At 68.0% G+C, this 22312-nt stretch carries 21 protein-coding genes; 11 read left to right on the top strand and 10 right to left on the bottom strand.

All coding sequences use genetic code 11. From position 1 onward, the window contains the following. Positions 1–46 precede the first annotated feature (46 nt). The 3 genes from F0Q34_RS14710 to F0Q34_RS14700 are packed head-to-tail and all read left to right on the top strand — an operon-like array spanning position 47 to position 2108. Positions 47–382, top strand: coding sequence for a carboxymuconolactone decarboxylase family protein (locus tag F0Q34_RS14710; protein ID WP_149812976.1), 336 nt, complete (start codon positions 47–49; stop codon positions 380–382). A gap of 5 nt (positions 383–387) precedes the next feature. Then, on the top strand, positions 388–1323 hold the full coding sequence (locus F0Q34_RS14705) for an NAD(P)-dependent oxidoreductase (protein ID WP_149812975.1): 936 nt from the start codon (positions 388–390) through the stop codon (positions 1321–1323). Next, positions 1320–2108 (top strand): N-acyl homoserine lactonase family protein, encoded by a 789-nt coding sequence (locus F0Q34_RS14700; protein ID WP_149812974.1) that lies wholly within the window; start codon positions 1320–1322, stop codon positions 2106–2108. Before F0Q34_RS14705 ends, F0Q34_RS14700 begins: the two co-directional genes overlap by 4 nt. A gap of 66 nt (positions 2109–2174) precedes the next feature. Here the strand turns inward: F0Q34_RS14700 and F0Q34_RS14695 are convergent, their stop codons facing one another. Next, entirely contained in the window at positions 2175–3137 is a 963-nt protein-coding gene (locus F0Q34_RS14695; RefSeq protein ID WP_149812973.1) for a Bug family tripartite tricarboxylate transporter substrate binding protein, read from the bottom strand. A gap of 293 nt (positions 3138–3430) precedes the next feature. Beyond that, positions 3431–4624: a pyridoxal-phosphate-dependent aminotransferase family protein gene (locus F0Q34_RS14690; protein WP_174242055.1), complete on the bottom strand. Its 1194-nt coding sequence runs from the start codon at positions 4622–4624 to the stop codon at positions 3431–3433. Positions 4625–4774: 150 nt separating this feature from the next. Between F0Q34_RS14690 and F0Q34_RS14685 the strand changes: the two genes are divergently transcribed. The 7 genes from F0Q34_RS14685 to F0Q34_RS14655 all read left to right on the top strand — a co-directional run bounded on the left by F0Q34_RS14685 (position 4775) and on the right by F0Q34_RS14655 (position 13743). Further along, on the top strand, positions 4775–5476 hold the full coding sequence (locus F0Q34_RS14685) for a GntR family transcriptional regulator (protein ID WP_149812971.1): 702 nt from the start codon (positions 4775–4777) through the stop codon (positions 5474–5476). Positions 5477–5644: 168 nt separating this feature from the next. Continuing rightward, positions 5645–6634 (top strand): Bug family tripartite tricarboxylate transporter substrate binding protein, encoded by a 990-nt coding sequence (locus F0Q34_RS14680; protein ID WP_206668033.1) that lies wholly within the window; start codon positions 5645–5647, stop codon positions 6632–6634. Positions 6635–6709: 75 nt separating this feature from the next. Next, entirely contained in the window at positions 6710–7210 is a 501-nt protein-coding gene (locus F0Q34_RS14675) for a tripartite tricarboxylate transporter TctB family protein (protein WP_149812970.1), read from the top strand. 9 nt (positions 7211–7219) lie between these two features. Then, complete coding sequence (locus tag F0Q34_RS14670; protein ID WP_149812969.1) at positions 7220–8746, top strand: tripartite tricarboxylate transporter permease; 1527 nt, start codon at positions 7220–7222, stop codon at positions 8744–8746. A 7-nt stretch (positions 8747–8753) separates the two neighbouring features. Further along, a complete protein-coding gene (locus F0Q34_RS14665; protein ID WP_149812968.1) occupies positions 8754–11681 on the top strand; it encodes an FAD-binding and (Fe-S)-binding domain-containing protein in 2928 nt (975 codons plus the stop codon). A gap of 92 nt (positions 11682–11773) precedes the next feature. Next, on the top strand, positions 11774–13072 hold the full coding sequence (locus F0Q34_RS14660; protein ID WP_149812967.1) for a beta-propeller fold lactonase family protein: 1299 nt from the start codon (positions 11774–11776) through the stop codon (positions 13070–13072). Between the two features lie 278 nt (positions 13073–13350). Next, positions 13351–13743 (top strand): DUF2934 domain-containing protein, encoded by a 393-nt coding sequence (locus tag F0Q34_RS14655; protein ID WP_149812966.1) that lies wholly within the window; start codon positions 13351–13353, stop codon positions 13741–13743. A gap of 51 nt (positions 13744–13794) precedes the next feature. On the opposite strand, the gene F0Q34_RS14650 is transcribed toward F0Q34_RS14655, so the two are convergent. The 5 genes from F0Q34_RS14650 to F0Q34_RS14635 all read right to left on the bottom strand — a co-directional run bounded on the left by F0Q34_RS14650 (position 13795) and on the right by F0Q34_RS14635 (position 17674). Beyond that, on the bottom strand, positions 13795–14079 hold the full coding sequence (locus F0Q34_RS14650) for a hypothetical protein (RefSeq protein ID WP_149812965.1): 285 nt from the start codon (positions 14077–14079) through the stop codon (positions 13795–13797). A gap of 265 nt (positions 14080–14344) precedes the next feature. After that, positions 14345–14905 carry a 3'-5' exonuclease gene (locus F0Q34_RS14645; protein WP_149812964.1) on the bottom strand — a complete coding sequence of 187 codons (561 nt, stop codon included), beginning with the start codon at positions 14903–14905 and terminating at the stop codon, positions 14345–14347. A 36-nt stretch (positions 14906–14941) separates the two neighbouring features. Beyond that, complete coding sequence (locus F0Q34_RS21840; RefSeq protein ID WP_161600889.1) at positions 14942–15112, bottom strand: hypothetical protein; 171 nt, start codon at positions 15110–15112, stop codon at positions 14942–14944. A 78-nt stretch (positions 15113–15190) separates the two neighbouring features. Continuing rightward, positions 15191–16195 (bottom strand): NAD(P)-dependent oxidoreductase, encoded by a 1005-nt coding sequence (locus tag F0Q34_RS14640; RefSeq protein WP_149812963.1) that lies wholly within the window; start codon positions 16193–16195, stop codon positions 15191–15193. A 129-nt stretch (positions 16196–16324) separates the two neighbouring features. Then, on the bottom strand, positions 16325–17674 hold the full coding sequence (locus F0Q34_RS14635; protein WP_149812962.1) for a hypothetical protein: 1350 nt from the start codon (positions 17672–17674) through the stop codon (positions 16325–16327). A gap of 150 nt (positions 17675–17824) precedes the next feature. Here F0Q34_RS14635 and F0Q34_RS14630 point away from each other — a divergent pair, with 150 nt between their 5' ends. Continuing rightward, the gene (locus tag F0Q34_RS14630; RefSeq protein ID WP_149812961.1) at positions 17825–18895 is read left to right on the top strand and encodes a Kelch repeat-containing protein; all 1071 of its coding nucleotides are present in this window, start codon (positions 17825–17827) and stop codon (positions 18893–18895) included. A gap of 22 nt (positions 18896–18917) precedes the next feature. On the opposite strand, the gene F0Q34_RS14625 is transcribed toward F0Q34_RS14630, so the two are convergent. The 3 genes from F0Q34_RS14625 to F0Q34_RS14615 are packed head-to-tail and all read right to left on the bottom strand — an operon-like array spanning position 18918 to position 22301. Then, positions 18918–19907: a tripartite tricarboxylate transporter substrate binding protein gene (locus F0Q34_RS14625; RefSeq protein ID WP_149812960.1), complete on the bottom strand. Its 990-nt coding sequence runs from the start codon at positions 19905–19907 to the stop codon at positions 18918–18920. 45 nt (positions 19908–19952) lie between these two features. Next, positions 19953–21107: an acyl-CoA dehydrogenase family protein gene (locus tag F0Q34_RS14620; protein ID WP_149812959.1), complete on the bottom strand. Its 1155-nt coding sequence runs from the start codon at positions 21105–21107 to the stop codon at positions 19953–19955. Positions 21108–21116: 9 nt separating this feature from the next. Beyond that, positions 21117–22301: an acyl-CoA dehydrogenase family protein gene (locus tag F0Q34_RS14615; protein ID WP_149812958.1), complete on the bottom strand. Its 1185-nt coding sequence runs from the start codon at positions 22299–22301 to the stop codon at positions 21117–21119. Positions 22302–22312: the final 11 nt, after the last annotated feature.

Raw genomic sequence — 22312 nt, 5'->3', positions numbered from 1 at the left:
TGGGCGGGGTCTAGGCTTGGCGGCCAATGAACAATGGGGAAGCGCCATGACCGGCAAGCCTATTCCGCAATCCGCCCAGCGCGACCGCGTCCGCAAAACGGTTCCGGCCCTCGTCGCCTACACGGAAGGCGTGGTGTACAGCGACCTGTGGGAACGGACCGACCTCAACAAGCGCGACCGGAGCCTCGTGACAGTGGCTGCGCTTGTCGCCACCTACCGGCCTGAGCAGCTTGCCGTGCATATCGGGCGCGCCCTCGACAATGGCGTGACCAAGGAGGAGCTCGCTGGCCTCATCACCCATCTGGCCTTCTATGCCGGCTGGCCCGCGGCCATGTCCGCCGCCCAGGTGCTGACCGAGATCCTTGAGAAGCGGGAGGCCTGATCGCCATGCGCGTGGGCTTCATTGGTCTTGGCACCATGGGTGCCAGCATGGCCGCGAACCTGTCCAGGGCGCCGGAGGTCGGGCTGGTGGTGCACGACATGCGGCGGGAGGCGGCGGAGGCGCTGCTTTCGGGCGGAGCGGAATGGGCGTCCTCTCCGGCGGAGATGGGCGCCTCCTGCGATGTGGTCTTCACCTCCCTGCCGGGCCCGGCGGAGGTGAAGGCGGTCGCTGCCCAGCTGATGGGGGGCATGCGCCCGGACTCCATCCTGGTGGACATCTCGACCAATGCCGTGTCCACGGTGCGGGAGATCCATGCCGCCGGCGCGGCGCGCGGCATCCACGTCCTCGACGCGCCGATCAGCGGCGGGCCGCGCGGCGCGGCCAGCCGGAAGCTCGCCTTCTTTGTCGGCGGCGACGCGGCGGTGTTCGGGCGCTGCCGGCCGCTTTTCGACGCCATGGGCGACCGGGCCATCCTGGTGGGCGACATCGGCGCCGGCAGCATCGCCAAGCTGGCGCACAACCTTTCCGGCTACGCGCTGAACACCATCATGGCGGAGGTCTTCGCCATGGGCGCCAAGGCCGGCCTGGAGCCGCTGGCGCTGTTCGCCGCCATCCGGCAGGGTGTGCATGGCAGGCGCCGCACCTATGATGGCGTGACCGAGCAGTTCCTGCCCAACGCCTATGATCCGCCGGCCTTCCAGCTGCGCCTCGCCCACAAGGACGTTTCCCTTGCCTGCGCGCTCGGGCGCGAGGTCGGCGTGCCGATGCGCATGGCGGCCCTCACGCTGGAGGAGATGACCGAGGCGCTGAACCGCGGCTGGGGCCACCGCGATTCCCGTTCCGCCATGCTGCTTGAACTGGAACGGTCGGGCGTCGAGATCGCCGTCGACCGCGAGGCGATGCAGGCGGTGCTCGACGCTGACGGAGCGCAGCGCCCATGACCTGGTCCCTTCACGCCATCCGTTATGCGCGGCGGGACGCGCAGCGGGCGCAGCACTTCATCGGCGGCGATCCGCATGACGGGCCGATGCCCATGGACTACTTCTCCTGGGTCGCCGTCCGGGATGGGCGCGCGGTTGTCATCGACACCGGCTTCACCGCCGCGGTGGCACGGAAGCGGGGCCGCGAATTCCTCCGCTGCCCGGTGGACGCTCTGCGCCTGGTCGGCGTCGAGCCCGAGGCGGTGGAGGACGTCGTCCTGACGCATCTCCATTACGACCATGTGGGCAATTTCGACCGCTTTCCCAAGGCACGCTTCCACCTGCGGGAAGAGGAGATCCATTATGCCTGCGGGCGCTACATGCGGCACCGCCACCTGTCCCATTCCTTCGAGGTGGAGGATGTGGTCGGCATTGTCAGGATGAACTATGCGGGCCGCGTGGTCTTCCATGACGGCTTGCAGGAACCGTGGCCGGGTTTCCGGCTGCACCCTTGCGGGGGGCATTCGGCCGGGCTGCAATTCGTATCGGTGGACACGGCGCGGGGGCGGGTGGTGCTGGCCTCGGACGTCACCCATTTCTACGACAACATGGAACTGGGCCGCCCCTTCAGCACCGCCTTCCATGTCGGCGAGATGCTGGAAGGCTTCGACCGCCTGCGGGCCGTGGCCGAAAGCCCGGCGCATATCGTTCCGGGACACGACCCCCTGGTGATGCAGCGCTATCCGGCCCCGTCGGCCGAACTGGAAGGCATCATCGCCCGCCTGGACGTGCCGCCACGCGAATGAGGCGGCGCCGAGCGGAGGGCAGGCGGCGGGCGGCCCGCCATCCTGCCCGGCCGCGCCCTCCGGGAGCTATTGCGCGGTAATCCCGGCCGCCCGCACCATCGGCTCCCACTTGGCCATTTCCGCCTGCAGCCAGGCGGCAGCGGAGGCCGGCGTGCTGTCGGAGCGCGCCTGGATCGACAGGTCGGTGAAGCGCCGCAGCAGCTCGGGCTGGCGGGTGACCTGGTTGACGGCCTGGTTGAGCTGGTTGACCACCTCCTTCGGCGTGCCGGCGGGTGCGAACAGCATGTGCCAGGTATAGGCCTCGTAGGATGGAAGCCCCGCCTCCGCGAAGGTGGGAACATCCGGCAGTTGCGGCAGGCGCTGGGTCGAGCTCACCGCCAGCGCGCGGGTCGTGCCCCGCTGCACGCTGGTGATGCCATCCGAGGCCACATTGAGGAACATGCTCAGATTGCCGTTCAGCAGGTCCGGCATGGCGGGGGCGGAACCACGATAGGGGATGTGGTTCACCTTGAGATTGCCGGCCTGCTGCAGGAACAACTCCGTCGCGAGGTGAACCGCGCCGCCCGCGCCGGAACTGCCATAGGTGTAGTGGTTCGGCTTCTCGCGATACATGGCGATCAACTGCTGCAGGTCGCGCGCGGGGACGTCCTTGTTGATCATCAGCAGCATCGGCACCACGCCAACAAGGACGACGGGCTGGAAATCCGCCACGGGGTCGAAGCTGAGACTCGGGAAAAGCGGCCGCAGAACCGAATGGGCGATGGTGCTGTAGAGCAGGGTATGGCCATCGGCCGTGGATTTCGCGACCGCCTCCGTGCCGACAACGACGCCCGAGCCGGTGCGGTTCTCCACCAGCACCCGCTGCGGCAGCGTGCCGGACAGCTGCTCGGCCACCAGGCGCGCCGCGACGTCGGTCGGACCACCGGCGGCAAAGGGGCAGATGAAGCGAACCGGCTGGCTTGGCCATGTGGATGCGGATGCGGCCCGGGCCGAGCCAAGGGCACCGAGCCCGGCGGCAAGTTGCAGCATCCTGCGTCGATCAATGGCGGACAATGAACCCTCCCTGTTCTCATTTGAGTCGGCCGCGGCGGCCGGGGATGCGGAAATCCGCGCCCGCCCGCCCGAGGGGTCTTGAAGCCCTTTGTCTCAGGCGGCCAACGCTGCCAATGCCATCCTACAGCAAATGGCCGGGGTCCAGGTTGGAAAACATCACCGCCCGGGCTCCCGATTCCATCAACATGGTGCGGGTGCCGGGCCTGCGCGTCCAGCCACCCCGCACAGGTATCGGGCGCACAGGCACCCGGCGCGAAGCGGACCGGGGATCAGGCGACCGCGGCCACCGGCGCCTGGCCCTGCGCCGCTCCATCCCGCAGAAGCGCCATCGCCGCATCGACGCCGCCGCTCCGGTGCGGCACGCCGGCTGCCGCCAGTCCCATCTCCACGCCGGACAGCGCCCCGAGCAGGGTGAGCTCGTTGCATTCGCCGAGATGGCCGATGCGGAAGACCTTGCCCGCCACCTTGCCCAGGCCCGACCCCAGCGAGATGTTGTATTTCTCCAGCGTGATCTTGCGGAAGCGGTCGGCGTCATGGCCCTGCGGCATCAGCACGCCCGTCAGCACCGGGGATTGCTCGGCCGGGTTCTCGCACAGCACCTCAAGCCCCCAGGCCTTCACCGCCGCGCGGCAGGCCGCGGCCAGCCGCTTGTGGCGGGCGAACACATTGTCCAGCCCCTCCTCATGCAGCATGGCGATGGCTTCCTTGAGGCCGTAAAGCAGGTTCGTGGCCGGGGTGTAGGGGAAGAAGCCCGTGGCGTTGATCTTCACCATGTCCTGCCAGTCCCAGTAGGAGCGCGGCAGCTTGTTCCCCTTCGAGGCGGCGAAGGCCTTCTCGGAGATCGCGTTGAAGCTCAGCCCCGGCGGCAGCATCAGCCCCTTCTGCGAGCCGGACACCGTGACATCGACGCGCCATTCGTCGTGCCGGTAGTCGACCGAGCCGAGGGAGGAAATGGTGTCCACCATGAACAGCGCCGGATGCCCGGCCGCGTCGATGGCCTTGCGGATTTCCGCGATGCGGCTGGTGGCACCGGTCGAGGTTTCGTTATGCACAACCATCACCGCCTTGATGCGGCGCGCCTTGTCCTCCGTCAGCCTGGCCTCGATCGTGGCCGGATCGGCGCCGCGGCGCCAGTCGCCGGGAATGAACTCGACCTCGATGCCGAACTTCACCGCGATCTGGTGCCAGAGGGTGGCGAAATGGCCGGTTTCGGCCATCAGCACCGTGTCGCCGGGGGACAGGGTGTTGACGATCGCCGCCTCCCAGGCGCCGGTGCCCGAGGAAGGATAGATCACCACGGGCTGCTCGGTCTTGAAGACCGTCTTGGAGGCTTCCAGCACATGGCGCCCGAGGGCGCCGAACTCGGCGCTGCGGTGATCGATGACCGGCATCGAGATGGCACGGAGGATGCGATCCGGAACCGGGCTCGGACCTGGGATCTGCAGAAAATGACGACCCTGCATGATGAACGATTCTCCTCCCGAAAGCCTCGCCCCTGCGAGTTCCTTGAACTGGCATTTTGCATTCATTTCTGATAAGTTCAACCAGCAAATGGCGTGCAAAAATTGACGGATTGGCTCGACACCGGGCTGCTTCAGGCGTAGCGAGGATGCATGACGGACGCTTTGTTGGACATGGCAGGCGAGCAGGCCACCGTCCCGGCCGGCTGCGTGAAGGCCGGCACCTCCCTGCATGACGAGTTGCTGGCGGCGCTGCGGGACTTCATTGTTGAAGGAAACCTCGCGGATGGCGCCCGCATCCCCGAACGCCTGCTTTGCGAGCGCTTCCAGATTTCCCGGACACCCCTGCGGGAGGCCCTGAAGGTCCTCGCCGCCGAGGGGCTGATCGAGCTGCTGCCCAATCGCGGCGCCCGCGTCCGGGAGATGAGCGACAATGATGTCCGCGATCTTTTCGACGTGATGGGCGGGCTGGAGGCGCTGGCCGGGCGGCTCGCCTGCGAACGCATCTCTGAAGCCGAGATCGCGCGGATCGAGCAGATGCACCATGAGATGTACCGCTTCTATCTCCGCCGGGACATGCATGGCTATTTCCATGCCAACCAGGCGATCCACCAGATGATCGTCACCGCGGCCGGCAACGCGGTGCTCAGCTCGACCTATGCCAGCCTCTCGGGGCGGATCCGCCGCGTCCGCTATTCGGCGAACATGGCCAAGGACCGGGACCGGTGGGGGGAGGCGATGCGGGAGCACGAGGCCATTCTCGACGCCTTGCGCCGGCGGGCCGGCAGCGAACTGTCGGACCTGCTGTTCCTGCACCTTCGCAACAAGCGCAAGGCAGCCCAGGCGAACCCCTGAGCCGCCCTCCGGACCGAGCCGGTTCATCTCCTTCCGGGGGAAGGAGAGGGCATGGGTGGACGCTTCGTCCTCACTTCGGCGCCTCCCATTTTCCCGATTGAATGCAAAAAGCTTTGCTTCTACGGTTTTCCGACAGCGCCGACAGAGCGCCGGCCAGGGAGATCATCGATGAAAATGCATTGGCTCGCCGTTCCCTTCGTCACCGCCGCTCTCGCCAGCGCGGCCCCGGCCCTGGCCTGGGAACCGACAAAGCCGATCGAGATCGTGGTGCCGTTCTCGGCCGGCGGCGCGTCAGACCAGATGGCGCGGACGATCCAGGGCATCATCCAGAAGCACCAGCTCACCACCCAGCCCATCATTGTTATCAACAAGCCGGCGGCCGGTGGTGCCGAAGGCATGCTCGACATCCAGAAATCGGCCGGCGACCCGCACAAGCTGATCACCACATCGAGCGGCATCTTCATGACGCCGATGGCGACGAAGCTGCCGCTCAACTGGACCGATTACACACCCGTCGCGATGATGGCTCAGGATTCCTTCGTGCTGTGGGTCAATGCCAAGTCCCCGCACAAGACCGCCGGAGACTTCATGGAGGCGGCGAAGAAGGCAAGCCCGCCCTTGAAGATCGGCGGCACCTCGTCGAAGCGGGAAGACAACCTCATCGTCTTCGCGATGGAGAAGCAGATCGGCGCGAAGTTCGCCTATATTCCCTACACCTCGGGCGGCCAGGCCTCGACCCAGCTTTCGGGTGGCCATGTGGAGGCCAACACCAACAACCCGGCCGAGGATCTGGCCAATTGGCGCGGCGGGGCCACCCGCCCGATCTGCGTCTTCGCGGACCAGCCCATGGTCTACCGCGACAAGGTGACCGAGAATGCCTCCTGGGCGGACATTCCCACCTGCACCTCCCAGGGGCTGAATGTCAGCTACCAGATGCTGCGCGGCATGTTCATGCCCGGCAAGGTCACCAAGGACCAGCAGGCCTTCTACGTCAACATGTTCAAGAAGGTTTCCGAAACGCAGGAATGGAAGGACTACCTCGCCCGCAACGCGCTTGTCGGGGATTACCGCGATGGCGAGGCCTTTGTTTCCTTTCTCAAGGCTGACGAGGAGAAGCACGCCAGGCTGATGAGCGAGGCCGGCTTCATGGCCAAGTAGGCCGGCACGCGCGCGAGATCATTGCAGAACGTTCCGCCAGCAACGCCGTCCCGCTGGACGGACAAGAGGTAACCGATGTCGCAGCCGACCAACACCACAGATGAGCCGCGCGGCTTGCCGCGACGATCGGTCGAGATCCTGGTGGCCCTGACGCTGATCGCCCTCGCCGGCGTCGTTCTGTACGATTCTCATGGCCGCGGCGCCGGCTGGGACGGGGGACCGCAGAACGGGTTCTTCCCGGCGCGCGTCGGCTGGATCTTCCTGGCGGCGGCGGTGTTCGTGCTCTGGCAGTCCTTCCGGACGGAAAGCGGCATCTTCGTGACCTATGGACAGCTCGGCCAGGTCGCCCGCGTGCTGGGGCCGCTGGTGCTGTTCGTGGCACTGATCGGACCGCTCGGCCTTTATGTCGCCGCAGCGATCTTCATTGTCGCTTTCATGGGCGTCGTCGGCGGATCGCGCTGGTGGTCGATCCTGCTCACCGCCGTCATTGTTCCCATCGCCTGCTTCTGGATCTTCGAGCTCCAGTTCCGCGTGCCACTGCCGAAGGGTCCGCTCGAGGCGGCACTCGGCTACTGAGAGCGACCGATGGACGATTTCTCCTCCCTTCTCGCCGGCTTCCAGATCGCGCTGTCCTGGCACAATATCGGCTTCATGGCGCTTGGCGTCATCCTGGGCATCGTGGTCGGCGTGCTGCCCGGCCTTGGCGGCCCGAATGGCGTCGCCATCCTGTTGCCCCTGACCTTCGGCATGGACCCGACATCGGCCATCATCCTGCTGTCCTCGATCTATTGGGGGGCGCTGTTCGGCGGTGCGATCACCTCGATCCTGTTCAACATCCCCGGGGAAGCCTGGTCGGTCGCGACCACCTTTGACGGCTACCCCATGGCCATCAGGGGCCATGCGGCCGAGGCGCTGACCGCTGCCTTCACAGCATCCTTCATCGGCGCGCTTTCCGGCGTGGTGCTGATCACCTTTGTCGCGCCGCTTGTCGCCTCCTTCGCGCTCCGGTTCGGGCCCGCGGAATTCTTCGCGGTGTTCCTGCTGACCTTCTGTTCCTTTGTCGGCATGGGCCGGGACAACCGCGCCAAGATCATCACCTCGCTCTGCATCGGCTTTCTGCTGGCGGCGGTGGGCCTTGATTCCATCTCGGGCGACCTGCGCATGACCTTCGGCTCAACGGAGCTGATGCGCGGCTTCGACTTTCTTGTGGTCGTGATCGGCCTGTTCGGCATCGGCGAGATCCTTCTCACCGCGGAGGAAGGCCTCGTCTTCAAGGGCAAGCACGCCAAGATCGACCTCAAGGTCGTCCTCAAGACCTGGGCCAGCCTGCCCCGCTATTGGCTGACGCTGGTGCGGTCCTGCGTCGTCGGCATGTGGATGGGCGTGACACCGGGCGGCGCCATCGCCGCCTCCTTCATGGGCTACGGCCTCGCCAAGCGCTTTTCCAAGCGCGGCGCCCATTTCGGCAAGGGCGAGATCGAGGGTGTGCTCGCGCCGGAAACGGCGGCGCATGCCGCGGGCACCAGCGCCCTGCTGCCGATGCTTGCCCTCGGCATTCCGGGCTCCGCCACGGCCGCGGTTCTGCTGGGCGGCCTGCTGGTCTGGGGCCTGCAGCCGGGACCGATGCTCTTTGTGGAGCAGAAGGATTTCGTCTGGGGCCTGATCGCCTCGATGTATCTGGGCAACCTGGCCGGCCTCATCATCGTGCTTGCGACGGTGCCGCTGTTCGCCGCCGTGATGCGGATCCCGTTTTCCTTTGTCGCGCCCGTGATCCTGATCGTCTGCGCCATCGGCGCCTACACGATCTCCAATTCGGTCTTCGATATCTGGGTGATGCTGGGCTTCGGCATCCTTGGCTACATCTTCAAGAAGCTCGACTACCCGCTTGCTCCGCTGGTATTGGCCCTGGTCCTGGGTGACAGGGCCGAAGACGCCTTCCGCCAAGCATTGCTTGGCTCGGCGGGCTCGCTCGATGTCTTCTGGGCGAACGGCCTGGTTTCCGGGCTGGTCATCGTCGCGCTGGTTCTGCTGCTGTGGGGGCCGATCACGGACGCCATCGCCGCCCTGGGACGGCGCAACGAATCGGCGAAAGCGGCCAAGGCCGCAGAGTAGGACGACGATGAACAAGATCACTGCGCCGCGCAGCTATACCCGCAATCTCGGCCTTGAGCGCCGCCTTTCCAGGGAAATCCAGGGCGAGGTCCGCTTCGACGCCTTCACGCGCGGCCGCTATTCCACCGACGCATCGATCTACCAGATCATGCCCCAGGGCGTTGTCCTGCCACAAACCGAAAGCGATATCGCGGCAACCCTGGCGATCGCGGCCGAGCATGGCGTGCCGGTCATCGCCCGGGGTGGCGGCACCTCCCAAAACGGCCAGCCCATCGGCGATGGCCTCGTGCTCGATCTCAGCCGCCACTTCAACGCCATCTGCGACTACGACCCCGCCGCGCGCACCATTGCCGTCCAGCCCGGCATGGTGCTGGAAACGCTCAACACCCGCCTGCGCAAGGACGGCCTGTTCTTCCCGGTGGAGCCTTCCACGGCCAGCCGCTGCACGATCGGCGGAATGGCCGGCAACAATTCCTCGGGCGCCCGCTCGCTGCGCTATGGCAAGATGGTCGACAACGTGCTCGGCCTGAGCGCGATGTTTCACGATGGCGAAGCCTTCACCCTCGGCGAGGGGCCGGTGGGCGACAATGCCTCCGTCCGCGCGCGCGAGCTGATGACGCGGATGGTGGCGCTGGCCGGGCAACACCGGGACGAGATCGAGGCCATCTTCCCAAAGGTGCAGCGGCGGGTCGGTGGCTACAACTTGGACGAGCTGCTTCCGGCACAGCCCAATCTTTCCCATCTGCTGGTGGGATCGGAAGGCACGCTGGCCCTTACCACGCAGGCGACGCTCAAGCTTTCGCCGCTGCCGCGGCACCGGGTGATGGGGGTCTGCCACTTCCCCAGCTTCCGCGACGCGATGACAACCACCCAGCACCTCGTCGCGCTCGGCCCTGTCGCGGTCGAGCTGGTGGACAACAACGTGCTGGTCCTGGGCGCCGACATTCCGCTCTTTGTCCGCACGCTCGCCGATATCACCAGGGGCCAGCCGAACTGCCTTCTGCTGGTGGAATTCGCCGGCGACGACCTCGACATGCTGAAGCGGGACCTGAAGCGCCTCGATCAGTGCATGGCCGATCACGGCTTCCCGGAGGCGGTGGTCGAGGTGATCGAGCCGGCCCGGCAGAAGCCGGTCTGGGAGGTGCGCGAGGCCTGCCTCAACATCATGATGTCCATGAAGGGCGACGGGAAGCCGATCTCCTTTATCGAGGATTGCGCCGTGCCGCTGGAACATCTGGCGGATTACACGGATTCGATCACCGCCCTGTTCGAAAGGCATGGCACGCGCGGCACCTGGTATGCGCATGCCTCGGTCGGCTGCCTCCATGTGCGCCCGATCCTGAACATGAAGACCGAGGCCGGGGCGAAGGCGATGCGCGGCATCGCCGAGGAGGCCTGCGACCTGGTGCGCCGGTTCAAGGGCTCCTTCTCCGGCGAGCATGGCGACGGCATCTCCCGCTCCGAATTCGTCGAGCCGATGTTCGGCAGCTCCCTGACCCGCGCCTTCGAGGAAGTCAAGGACGGCTTCGACCCGGGCAACCAGCTCAATCCCGGCAAGGTCGTGCGGCCCTACCGGATGGATGACCGCGACCTGATGCGGTTCCCACCCGACTACGCGACGGCTCTGCCGGCGGCACCGGCGCTGGACTGGTCGGAATGGGGCAGCTTCGGTGGCGCCGTCGAGATGTGCAACAACAATGGCACATGCCGCAAGCTGGCGGACGGCACGATGTGCCCCTCCTACCGGGCGACGCGCGAGGAGCAGCATGTGACGCGCGGGCGGGCCAATTCCCTGCGGCTCGCCATTTCCGGGCAACTCGGGCCGGATGCCTTCACATCCGCGGAGATGAAGGAAACGCTGGATCTTTGCGTGTCCTGCAAGGGCTGCAAGCGGGATTGCCCGACCGGCGTCGACATGGCCCGCATGAAGATCGAGTTCCTGCACCATTATCATGCCCGCCATGGCCTGCCGCTGAAGGACCGGCTCATCGCCTGGCTGCCACGCTACGCGCCCATCGCGGCGAGGATGGCGCCCCTGATGAACCTGCGCGACCGCCTTCCCGCCCTTGCGCGGCTGAGCGAGCGCTGGCTGGGCTTCAGCGCGCGCCGCTCCCTGCCGGTCTGGCGGAAGCCCTGGCGCGAAGCCGGCCGTTCCGCCAGCCCGGCAGACATGCAGGGAGACGGGCGGGACATCATCCTGTTCGGCGACACCTTCAACCGCTACTTCGAGCGCGAGAATCTCGAAGCCGCGGAGCGCGTGCTGACTGCCGCCGGCTACAGGCTGCACCGCGTGGCGCCGGCGGGCGGCGGTTCCCGGCCGCTTTGCTGCGGGCGCACCTTTCTTTCGGCCGGGCGTGTCGAGGAAGCCCGGCAGGAAGCGCGGCGCACCACGGAAACGCTTCTGCCCTTCGTCGAGAAGGGCGCGCGCATCATTGGCCTCGAACCATCCTGCGTGATGAGCTTCCGCGACGAGTTCGCGGCGCTGCTGCCGAAGGAGCAGGCGGCGCCTCTCGCCAAGGCGGCGCTGTTGTTCGAGGAATTGCTCGCCGCCGACATCAAGGCCGGCAGGACCAGGCTGCCGCTGGCCCATCAGGGCGGCAAGGTCGCCCATCTGCACGGCCATTGCCACCAGAAGGCCTTCGATGCGATGGGGGCGGTTGAAGCGACGCTGCGCGCCGTGCCGGGCCTCGATGTGCGCCCGATCGAGTCGAGTTGTTGCGGCATGTCCGGCGCCTTCGGCTATGGCGCGGCGACGATCGATGTTTCGCTGGCAATGGGCGAGCTGTCACTGTTGCCGGCGGTGCGCAATGCCGCCCCGGCCGACCTGATCGTCGCCGATGGAACAAGCTGCCGCCACCAGATCCATGATGGAGCAAAGCGCGAGGCGCTTCATGTCGCCCGCGTGCTGGCCATGGCCCTGGAGGAGAAGGCTTAGAAGGTCACCACACCAAGCCCGGTCAACGGGCGCAGGGAGGACAATACGTGGCAAGAACAGGCTTACCGGCTGGCGCCTGCGCGCTGGCGCTCATGAGCATCACCATGCCGGCCATGGCCAAGGATTATTTCCTGGCCAGCGGGCGCTGGGACAATGTTGTTCTGGTGATCGACCTGGACAAGGCACTCGATCCCGCCAATGACGGCACGGCGAAGGCGGTCGTCAACCGCCTTCGCGTCACGCCGGATATCAGCCTCGACGGGTCGGACAGGAAGGATACCGTCGCCAGCGGCCAGCCCATCATCGTCACCATCGCGCCCGACCAAAGGCGCGCCTATGTCGTGAACCATTCCGGCAAGGCGACGCCGCAGGCGGCCGGCGCCTTTCAGCACGGCCATGCCGGCTCGGTCACCGTGGTGGACCTGAGGAAGGCGCTCGATCCGCAGGCGAACGGCACGCTGGCCGCCGTGGAGGCCCATATCGATTCAGAAGGCTTCGGCGCAACCGGCTTCGCGATCTCGCCCGATGGCAAATATGCAGCCCTCGCCCATGCCGAGCGGGAAGGCGACGAGGATGGCGGCCGCCACATCAACATCGTCGATCTCGCCGCCAACAAGGTCATCCACAAGATCGAGCAGGCCTATGGCAAGCCGGGCTTTCCCTGCCCGCCGGACCCGGTGCCGCATTCCGCGCCGCATCCGAGCTTCGGCTGCTTTCCCGACACGAACGGCGTCACCATCAGCCCCCTGGGCGGCGGCACCATCTTCACGGCCAATGGCGGCACCGACGACATTTCCGTCATCGACCTGAAGAAGGCCGTGGCCGGCGCGGCCGATGCCGAGCGTGCTCGCATCCCCGTGCAGGCCGGCGGCTTCGGCATCTCGACCAGTCTCGATGGCCGCCTGGTGGCCCATGCCTCACGCGAGAATGCGCGCGACGGCAAGGAAGCCAACACGATCTCGATCATCGATGTCGAAAAGGCCTTGAGCGACCCAGCCAAGGCGGAGGTGGCGCGCGTGCTGGTTGGCACCGATGACAGCGGCACGGCGACGCGCCCCTTCGTCGCCGCCTTCACGCCGGACGGCAAGCGCATTCTGTCCACCCAGTTCCGCAGCAACAACATCGACATCATCGATGTCGACAAGGCGATCGCCGGCCAGCCATCGACCATCCGGCGGATCGAGCTGAAAACCCCCACTGGCGAGCCCTCCCGGCCGCGCGGCATCGCGATCACGCCCGATGGCCGCTACGCCGCGATCACTGGGGCTCCAAAGGGCAAATCCAATTCCAGCGTTGTCTGGATCGTCGATCTTGCGAGCCATGAGGTGAAAGGCCGGGTCACCGAGATTGGCAATGAAAGCTACATGATCGGCACGTTCCAGGCGAACTGACGACGCGCGGCGATCGCGCTGCAGGATCGGCCCGGATCCTGGCGGCGCGACACCCGACGGAGTTGCGGCGGCGAAGGGGGCCATTCCGGCCATGCCCTCCGCCGCCGCATCGTCCTCGCCCGGCTACGACAGGGCCGCCCGGAAGAAGATCCATCGGGGATATTCACCCGAAAGAAGCGGAGCCTTCAGCCAAGCCTATCTCCACGGGCGGAATAGCTGGCCCCATCGGAAGCCGTCATGTTACTGCCCAGCCGTTACGTCGGAACCTCGGAGACAGCATGACGGAAGAAGACCAGGAGAAGCAGCTCCGGGAGCGGGCTTATTACCTTTGGCTGCAGGCGGGCCAGCCCGAGGGCCAGGCCGCTGAATTCTGGGAACAGGCCCAGGCGGAGGAGAAAGCCGCCCTGCAAGCCGAAGCCTCTCCAGAGCGCCCAGCAGCGGGAGATGCGGTGTCCAGTCCGGCGCCCACCCCTTCGTCAGCAGTGGAGGCACCCCGGAAGAACAGTGCCAGAAAGGCTTCGGCATCCGCCGAAACAAAGAAGGCCGCCGGCAAGGGGAACGGCCCCGCCAGGAAAGCGAAGGTCCCCGCCAAGCAACAAGATGCGCCGCCCGGCGAAGCACCGCCCAGGCGGAAAGGTGGCGGCAAGGCGGGCAAGACCGCAACCTCCTGACGCCGCCCCGCTGGCGGGTGCCTCCCATCGCGCGCCGCCTGTTGCCGGCCTTCAGGCCAGCTGGCGCAGTTCAGCGGGCGGGTTGGCCGCGCGGCCCGGGCCCGCCGGTTGCCCGGCGTAAAGCCGGTCGATCAGGTCGCTGGCGCCGGCATCCACATGCGCCGCCGACCCCGTCAGCATAACAGCCATCAGGCGAAGGCAGTTCCGGCCGCGCCGCCGCCGCATCACCGCGAAGCGGGCGCCCAGGCGCTGCTTGAGCTCATCCGCCGCCATCTCCACGGCCGCCTCATCCGGCCCGGACAAGGTGATCCTGACGCCGGCTCCATAGGTCTGCATGGTTGAAAACTCCTGCTTCGGCGGCCCAATGTCATCCGGGGCCTGGCCGCTGGCCAGCAGGGCAAAACGGGGATTGCTGGGGATCGCGGGGATGATGAACCACCCCTCGGCCCGCATCCGGGGCGGTCTCGCGGGAACATCGGGGGAACTCGGGCACGCGGGATCGCTTATCCCCAGAAAGCGGGGACAGAGCTGTGGATAGGCCCGTGGACAGGTGGTTCAGGGCCGGGGATGACTGGAAAACGGCACTTGGGGGGCGTGGCGGTCAGGTCGCGGCCAGCGTCGCCTTCTCGGCCCGTCGGCGCACCTCCTGCCAAAGCCGCATTTCCCGCCAAGCATCGGCGACGGCACGGTGGGCGGCGGGCTCGCCGCCCGCCTGCGCGTCCCGCGCCGCCCGCAGGATGGCCTCGGCCTGCCGCTCCAGCGCCGCGCCATCGGGCATCACGGGCCGCAGGATGGCCAGGGCGGTGGCCATCTGCGCTTCCTCCGTGTCGCGCAGCCGCAGCGCATGGCGCGGCAACCCGGCGGCACGCAGCAGCCTGCTGAGCCACTGCCCGTCCCAGGAGGGGGCGGAAGCGAAAAGGTCATGGCCAGACAGCGCTTCCACCATCCGGTGGGCCACAACATCATGCGGAGAGCCTTCGCGCAGAAGCCGCTCCCGCGGGATGCCATGGATGCTTTCTGCCTCGGCGTCCCATTCATCCCAGTCGGGGGCGGGGCGGATCAGGTGGCCTTCCTCGCCTCCATCCTCCGTCACCCAGCCCACCTCAACCGGAAAGCCGCGCTTGCCGAGGCTGCTGGCCTCGAAATCGAGAAAGATGATCAAGATCCTTCTCCTGCCAGCCCGGAAGGGCCGCCGCGATCAGCTGCCGGCGGGCTCGATATCCGGCGAGACCTGCGTTTCCGGGCCGCCGGATGATTTCCGCACCTCGTCTTCCGGCCCGACCCGCTGCTGCTCCAGCCGGGCGGCGCGCTCCTCCAGGCTTTCGGGCTGGTCTGTTCGGGATTTGGCGGAACCGGTTGCCTTGTTCATGTCGGGCTTTTCCATGCCCGGGAGAACGCCGCACCCTGCCTTTCGTCACATCGCCACTCCAGGGCGAAGGGCGTGACGTCAGCCCGCGTCCTCCGTGCGCAGGCCGAGGCGCGACAGGCGGTGCGCCTCGCGCGCGTTCACCGCTCCTTCGGGCAGCCGCCCCCGTGCCAGATCCGCCACCTGCCGCACGGTGTCCATGGCCTGGTGCTCGGCGGCCTGCGGCGTGAGGCCGCCGATATGGGGAGTGGCGATCACATCGGGCCGGCCCGCCAGCCGCGGCGATGGCTTCTGGTCCGGCGCCATTCCGACATCCATGGCCGCGCCGGCCAGATGCCCCGCATCCAGCGCGGCCTCCAGCGCCGCCTCGTCCACCACCTCGCCCCGCGCGAGGTTGATGAAGAAGGCGCCCCGCCGCATCGCGGCAAAGGCATCCGCATCCATCATGCGGGCGGTTTCCCGTGTCGAGGCGGCGAGACAGACCACGAAATCGGCCTGCAGAACCTCGGCGAAACCAACGGGCCCGATGCCATCTCCGGATGGCGGGTTGGCCGGATCATGCGCCATCACCCGCATGCCCAGGCCGCGCGCCATTTCCGCGAGGCGGCGCGCGATGCGGCCATAACCGATCAGGCCCAGGGAAGCCGCGGAAAGCTCGATCCCGGGGCGCGGCTCGGGGTTTTGGCCCCGATGGTATTGCGACGTGGCGCTGGCGATATTGCGCGCCAGCCCCAGGATCATCCCGAGGCCGAGTTCCGCGACCGAATTGACGAAGCCCGGGGTGGCGCGGGTCACAAGAATGCCCTGGGCCGAGGCGGCGGGAACATCGATGGTGCTGATATCCACGGCGCAGCGCAGAAAGGCCACCAGATCGGGCGCCGCCTCAAAGGTCGCGGCCTGCCCGGGACTGCCCCGGAAGGCGATGATGGCCTGGCAACCCGCCGCCGCTTCCGCCAGTTCGGCGCCCCGCAGATCGCGTCCGGTGGTGTTCCGCACCACTTCGGCATGCCGGCTCAGCGCCGCCAGGGCGCGGTCGCCAAAGTAAAGAGGAAAGCTCGCCTCGGTGTGGGACAGGAACACTTTCATGGCGCCACGGCCTTTCCGCTTTGGCCCGTCAGCAGGCGGGGCCTGGTTGATGGGGCGGCCACGCCCGCCCACACGCACGCTGCCCGGGCGTGGCCTTTCCAGGCCGGCCTTGTCGCGCGACGCCGCTTCTCATGCGGGCGGGCGGGGCATCACCGGGATGAGGCTTTCGAGCAGCGCCGGCATCTCGGCCGCCGCCATGGGAAGCTGTTCGGCATCCAGGCTGATCTGGTCCATCAGCCGGCCGGACCGGGTGTAGAGCGCGAGATGCAGGCTCTCGCCCTCGACCCGCGGAACGCAAACCAGTTCCTCGCCGGGCGCCTCGCGGCGGGCCATGTCGATGAAGTCGCGGATCTCCTGCAGCCCGTTGGTCTGGTCCGCGGCTTCCTCCAGGAAGCTGGCGATCTCCGCATCCACCCCGGAGAAGGGCACCAGCGCCAGGGGCACGCAGCCATTGAAATCCTGGAAGGCAGCGCCGCGCCAGCGATCAAAGGCTTCCGCCTCGGCGGCTTCCTCCGGCGTGGGCTCGTCCTCGTCCGGCAGATCCGGCAGGCCCGTGACAGCGATTTCGTCCCAAAGCGGCACGGTCCAGTCAAGCTGGATGCCCACCAGCACGCCAAAGCCGCCTTCGGCCAGCGCCGCTTCCTCGGCAGGGGGCAACGAGGCCGGCTGCCGGTTGGCCACAAGGTCCAGCAAGGCCTGCCGCACCTGGCCCGGGGTCAGTTCGCCCAGCGTATCCGGCGACCGCCAATGCGGCAGCAGGTGCAGTTCCAGCCCCTTGCGGAACGTGCCGGCGGCCTGGAGGCTGGCGCACAGGGCCGCGGCATCCGGCAAGGGTCCCAGCGGCAGGGCAACGGGCAGGGCCACCAGTTCCACCCATCCGGAAGGCCCGGCATTGGCCACGCCGGCGATCGCCAGAAGTTCGTGGGCGAGATCCTGCCCGGCTTCCTCGCCATGGCGCTCTTCCGCCCTGCGCACCGCCTGCTCCAGCACGCCGTCCCGCCCGGCCGCGATCAGGGCTTCGGCACAGGCGTCGAAGGCCGCGCCATCCTCACCCGCGAACAACCGCACGAGCCTGTCGGCCGGCGTGCCGGCCGCCTTGTCCGGCCGCCGCGCGTCAGGCGGCGGGGCGGATATGCCCAAAGCCCGCAGCGCCTCCGTGCCCCGCAGGACAGGGTTCTGGTCGCGCCAGCCCAGGCGGCTTCCCTCGGTGTCGGAGCGGCCATCCATCCAGCGGCGGAACGCGGCGCGGTCCGCCACCTGGACCATGACTTCCACGCCCTGGCGCAGCATCTCGGCCGCCACGGCGCGGTTCACAGCCCGCATCGTGTCCAGGGAGGGCCCCGCCGGACGCATCAGGTCCAGGGTATCGGCATCCGGGTAATGCGTCAGCACGACCGAGCGGAGTTCCGGGGCCATCTCGCGCGCCAGGGCCTCGGCCTGGTCCACGGCTTCCTGATCGGGCGCGTTGGGGGCTGTCATGGCGGACCTCCGGGGATGGCCGTGAGGGGCCATCCTTAGCCCGCGGCCAGGAAAGGCGCCATGCCGCAGGCCCGCCTTTCACGGCGGGGCTGGAGGAGGGCGGCCGCCTGGCGCATGATCCGGACCAGGAACCGTCAAGGAAACACGCCGATGCGTCGCCGCTCCCTGCTGGCTGGCTCCGCCGCCCTGCTCGCAGCCCCGGCCCTGGGGCAGATGCCGCATCATGGCCTGTCCATCGCGCCGGAACAGATGAGCCCGCTGCGGGGCGGTGGCCCGGTCAGCCTGACGCCGGAACAATTGGCGCAGCGCTCGGTCGAAAGCCCGGCGCCCGCCGGCCCGCCGGGCCGCTGGGAACCGCGCGCGACATTGCCGCTCTGGCGGGACCGCCTTCACGTCATCGGCGGCTATGCCGAGCAGCGGGTCGACCGCCCTTATCACCATGTCTATGACCCCGGCGCCGACCGCTGGGACACCGCCGCGCCCCTGCCGCGCGGCGCCAACCATGTGGCCGTGGCGGCCGATGCCGGCCGGATCTACGCCCTGGGCGGCTTCACCGAGCAGAACCGCGCGGCGCATGACGGCGCCTATGTTTATGACGTGGCGGCGGATCGCTGGCAGTCCGTCGCGCCGTTGCCGCGCGCGCGCGGCGCGGCCGCCATCGCGGTGCTGGAAGGGCGGGTGCATCTGATCGGCGGCGCCACGGACCCGGCCGGGGAGCGGGCCAGCATTGCCTGGCACGAGGTTTACGATCCCCAGGCGGATCGCTGGGAACGGCGCAAGCCCTTGCCGGGCGCGCGCGACCATGCCGGCATCGTCGCGCATGGCGGCGGCATCCATGTGATCGGCGGCCGCTTCAACACCTTCGAATACAACACGGCGATGCATCACCTCTACCTGCCCGAGCGCGACATTTGGGTGGAGCGGGCGGCGATGCCGACGGCGCGCTCCGGCCATGGGCTGGTGCTGCTGGGCGGGCGCTTCTGGGCCATGGGCGGCGAAACCGGCCGCTTCGAGAACGGCACCCTGACCGGCACCGTGCATGGCCAGATGGAAAGCTACGACCCCGCAACGGATCGCTGGCAGAGCCATGCGCCGATGCCCACGCCCCGGCATGGTCTGGGCGCCGCGGCGCTGGCGGGGCGCATCCATGTCGCGGGCGGCGGGCCGGTGGTGGGCGGCGGCATCCAGACCTCCACCCACGAGGCCTTCATCCCGGGATAAAGTTCCTGCCGCCCCGGCCGGCTCAGCCCGCCTTCAGGCCGAGGCGGCGGATCATCTGGCCGTCCTCCTCATACTGGCGCCGCGCCGCCGCGGTGTAGCTCTGGCTGTCCAAATAGGCCGCCGCCATGTCGTAGCGCTCCAGCACAGCCTGGTGGGCGGGGTCGACCAGGGCATCGCGGAAGGCATCCTGGAGGATGCGCGTCACCTCGGGCGGCAGCCCGGCGGGCGCCGCGATGCCGTAGGGCGATTCCGACACGATGTCGATGCCGGCCTCCCGCAGGGTCGGCGCATCCGGGAAGCGCCTGGCCCGCGTCGCGCCCCAGGTGCACAGCAGGCGCAGGCGGCCGTCCTTCACCAGCTCGGCCCAGGTGCTGGAATCGGCGGAAGCGTTGATCTGCCCGCCCAGCAGCGCCTGGATGTTCTCGGCCGCGCCGCGGAAGGGAACATGGGTCCACTCGATTCCCCGGCCCTGGGCGATCTGCTCCATGGTGATGTGCAGGGATGTTCCCGCGCCGGGCGAGCCATACGACATCTTTCCCGGGGTGCGCTTCGCGTCGTCCAGGAACTCGGCAAAGGTTTTCCATGGCGCATCGGCGCGCACGACGACGCCGAACAGGTATCCCGTCAGCTGCGCGATCCAGGTGAAATCCGCCATGGGATTGAAGGGCGGCTTTTCCACCATCTGCGGATAGCGGAACACCGAGACGGGCATCTGCGACAGCGTGTAGCCATCGGGGCGCGTGCCCGCGGCCAGCGCCTGCGCCCCCAGGATGCCGCCCGCGCCGGACCTGTTCTCGACCACCACCGGCTGCTTCAGGACGCGCGTGGCCGCGTCGCACAGGGCGCGCATCTGCACATCGGTCGCGCCACCCGGAGCCCAGGGCACCAGCATGCGGATCGGCTTGCTGGGAAAGCGCTCCTGCGCCAGGGCAGGGCGGAGGAGCGCGCCCGCCGCGGCGCCTCCCGCCACGCCCAGCAGGGTACGCCGCCCAACCGGAATTGAGTGCTTCATCGCGATGTCCTCCCTGTTCCGCCCCGGTGTTCCGGGTGCGGTGCATCACTCCGCTTCGATCAGGCTGTCCGCCTCACTGACGATGCGAAGGTGATGATCCGTGTCGCCGAACGATTTCTCGATCATGGCGAGCCGCTTGAAGCTGTGGCCGGCCTTGTATTCCAGGGTCATGGCGATGCCGCCCTGGAGTTGCACGGCCTCCTGGCCCACCTTCCGGCCGGACTGGTTGATCTGCACCTTGGCGGCCGAGACCGCCGGGCGGCGCAGGGCGGGGTCCGCCTCCTCCGCCATCATGGCGGCGTACATCGCCATGGAGCGCGCCTGTTCCACCGCCACCAGCATGTCCGCGGCGCGGTGCTGGAGCGCCTGGAAGGAGCCGATCGCCACGCCGAATTGCTGCCGCGTCTTGAGGTAGTCCACCGTGTTGCGCTGCAGGTCCTCCATCGCGCCCACTGCTTCCGCGCACAGGGCAGCGATGCCGATATCGACCACCTTCTCGATCAGGGGCAGCCCCTGATCCACCTTGCCCAGCACCGCCTCCGGCCCGACCCGGACGGCGTCCAGCGTCACATCGGCCGCGCGCAGCCCGTCCTGCGTCGGCATGCCGCGACGGGTGAGGCCCGGCGCATCGGCATCCACCAGGAACACGGTGATGCCGTCCCGGTCCCGCCGCGCCCCGGCGGTGCGGGCGCTGACCACCAGCTTCCCGGCGCTGTCGCCATGCAGAACCGCGACCTTCCGGCCATCCAGCACGAAGCCGTCGCCGTCGCGCCGCGCCGTGGTGGAAACATCGTGCAACGCATAGCGCGAGGCCGGCTCAAGCTGCGCGAAGGCGAGCGTCAGGGATCCGTCCGCGATGCGCGGCACCAGCGCCGCCCGCATGGACGCATCCGCCCCGAAGCGCAGGAAACCGCCGCCCAGCACAACGGTGGACAGGAAGGGCTCCACCGCGAGGCCGCGCCCGATCGCCTCCATGGCGATCATGGTTTCCACCGGCCCGCCGCCGAAGCCGCCTTCCTCCTCCGCGAAGGGCAGGGCCAGCATGCCAAGCTCGGCCAGCCCGGCCCAGAGCCGTGGGTCATAGCCCGCAGGCTCCGCCTGGTAGCGGCGGCGCTTCTCGAAATCGCCATAGGCATCGTCCACGAAGCGATCGATGCTGTCCTTGAGCAGGCGCTGCTCATCCGTCAGGTCGAAATCCATGGAATGTCCTCAGAGGCCCAGAAAGGCCTTGGCGATGATGTTGCGCTGGATCTCGTTGGAGCCACCATAGATGGAGACCTTGCGCGCGTTGAAATACAGCGGCGCGATCGCGTCCATCCCGTGCTCCGCGGCGGCGTTGCGGCCATCCTCCTGCGCCGGCTGGGCATAGGGGCCGGCGATGTCGAGCAGCAGCTCCGTTGTCGCCTGCTGCAGCTCCGAGCCCTTGATCTTCAGGATGGAGGAAGCCGGGTCCGGCTTGTCGGCGTCGCGATGGCGCTGCGCGGCGACCACGCGCATCTGCGTGATCTCCAGCGCCTTCAGCTCCACCTCGATCGCGGCGACGCGCCGGCGAAGGTCGACGTCGTCCCAAAGGCTGCCGCCGCCCGCCTGGACCTCGCGCGCCAGCCGCTTGGCGCGGGCGATGCGCTGCTTGGACATGCCGATCCGCGCGATGCCGGTCCGCTCATTGGCGAGCAGGAACTTGGCGTAGTCCCAGCCCTTGTTTTCCTCGCCGACCAGGTTCTCGGCCGGCACCTCGACCTCGTCGAAGAACACCTCGTTCACCTCGTGGCCGCCATCGATGGTCAGCACGGGACGGACGGTGATGCCGGGCGACTTCATGTCGATCAGCAGGAAGGAGATGCCGCGCTGCTTCTTCGCCTCGCGGTCCGTGCGCACCAGGCAGAAGATCCAGTCGGCATGCTGGCCCAGTGTGGTCCAGGCCTTCTGGCCGGACACGACATACTTGCCGTCCCGCTTCTCAGCCCGGGTCTTGAGGGAGGCGAGGTCGGAGCCCGCGCCCGGCTCGGAAAAGCCCTGGCACCACCAGATGTCGAGATTGGCGGTGGCCGGCAGGAAGCGCCGCTTCTGTTCCTCCGAGCCGAAGGCGGCGATCACCGGGCCCACCATGTAGACGTTGAACTGCAGGGGCAGGGGCACGGCGGCGCGCTGCAATTCCTCCGTGAAGATGTAGCGCTGGACCGGCGACCAGTCCTTGCCGCCCCAGGCCACCGGCCAGTTGGGCGTGGCCAGGCCATGCGCGTTCAGGATGCGATGGGAGGTGACGATCTCATCCTTCGACAGGTGTCGGCCTTCGCTCACCTTGCGCCGGATCTCGGCGGGAATCTCGGTGCGGAAGAAGCGGCGGAGCTCATCGCGAAACGCGATCTCCTCCGGCGTGAAGCGCAGATCCATGGGGCGGTCCT

Origin of the sequence: Teichococcus oryzae, assembly GCF_008386565.1 — a bacterium.
Taxonomy (GTDB): domain Bacteria; phylum Pseudomonadota; class Alphaproteobacteria; order Acetobacterales; family Acetobacteraceae; genus Pseudoroseomonas; species Pseudoroseomonas oryzae.
The sequence above is the reverse complement of the archived record's forward strand: the minus strand, read 5'-3'. Positions and strand labels throughout refer to the sequence as shown.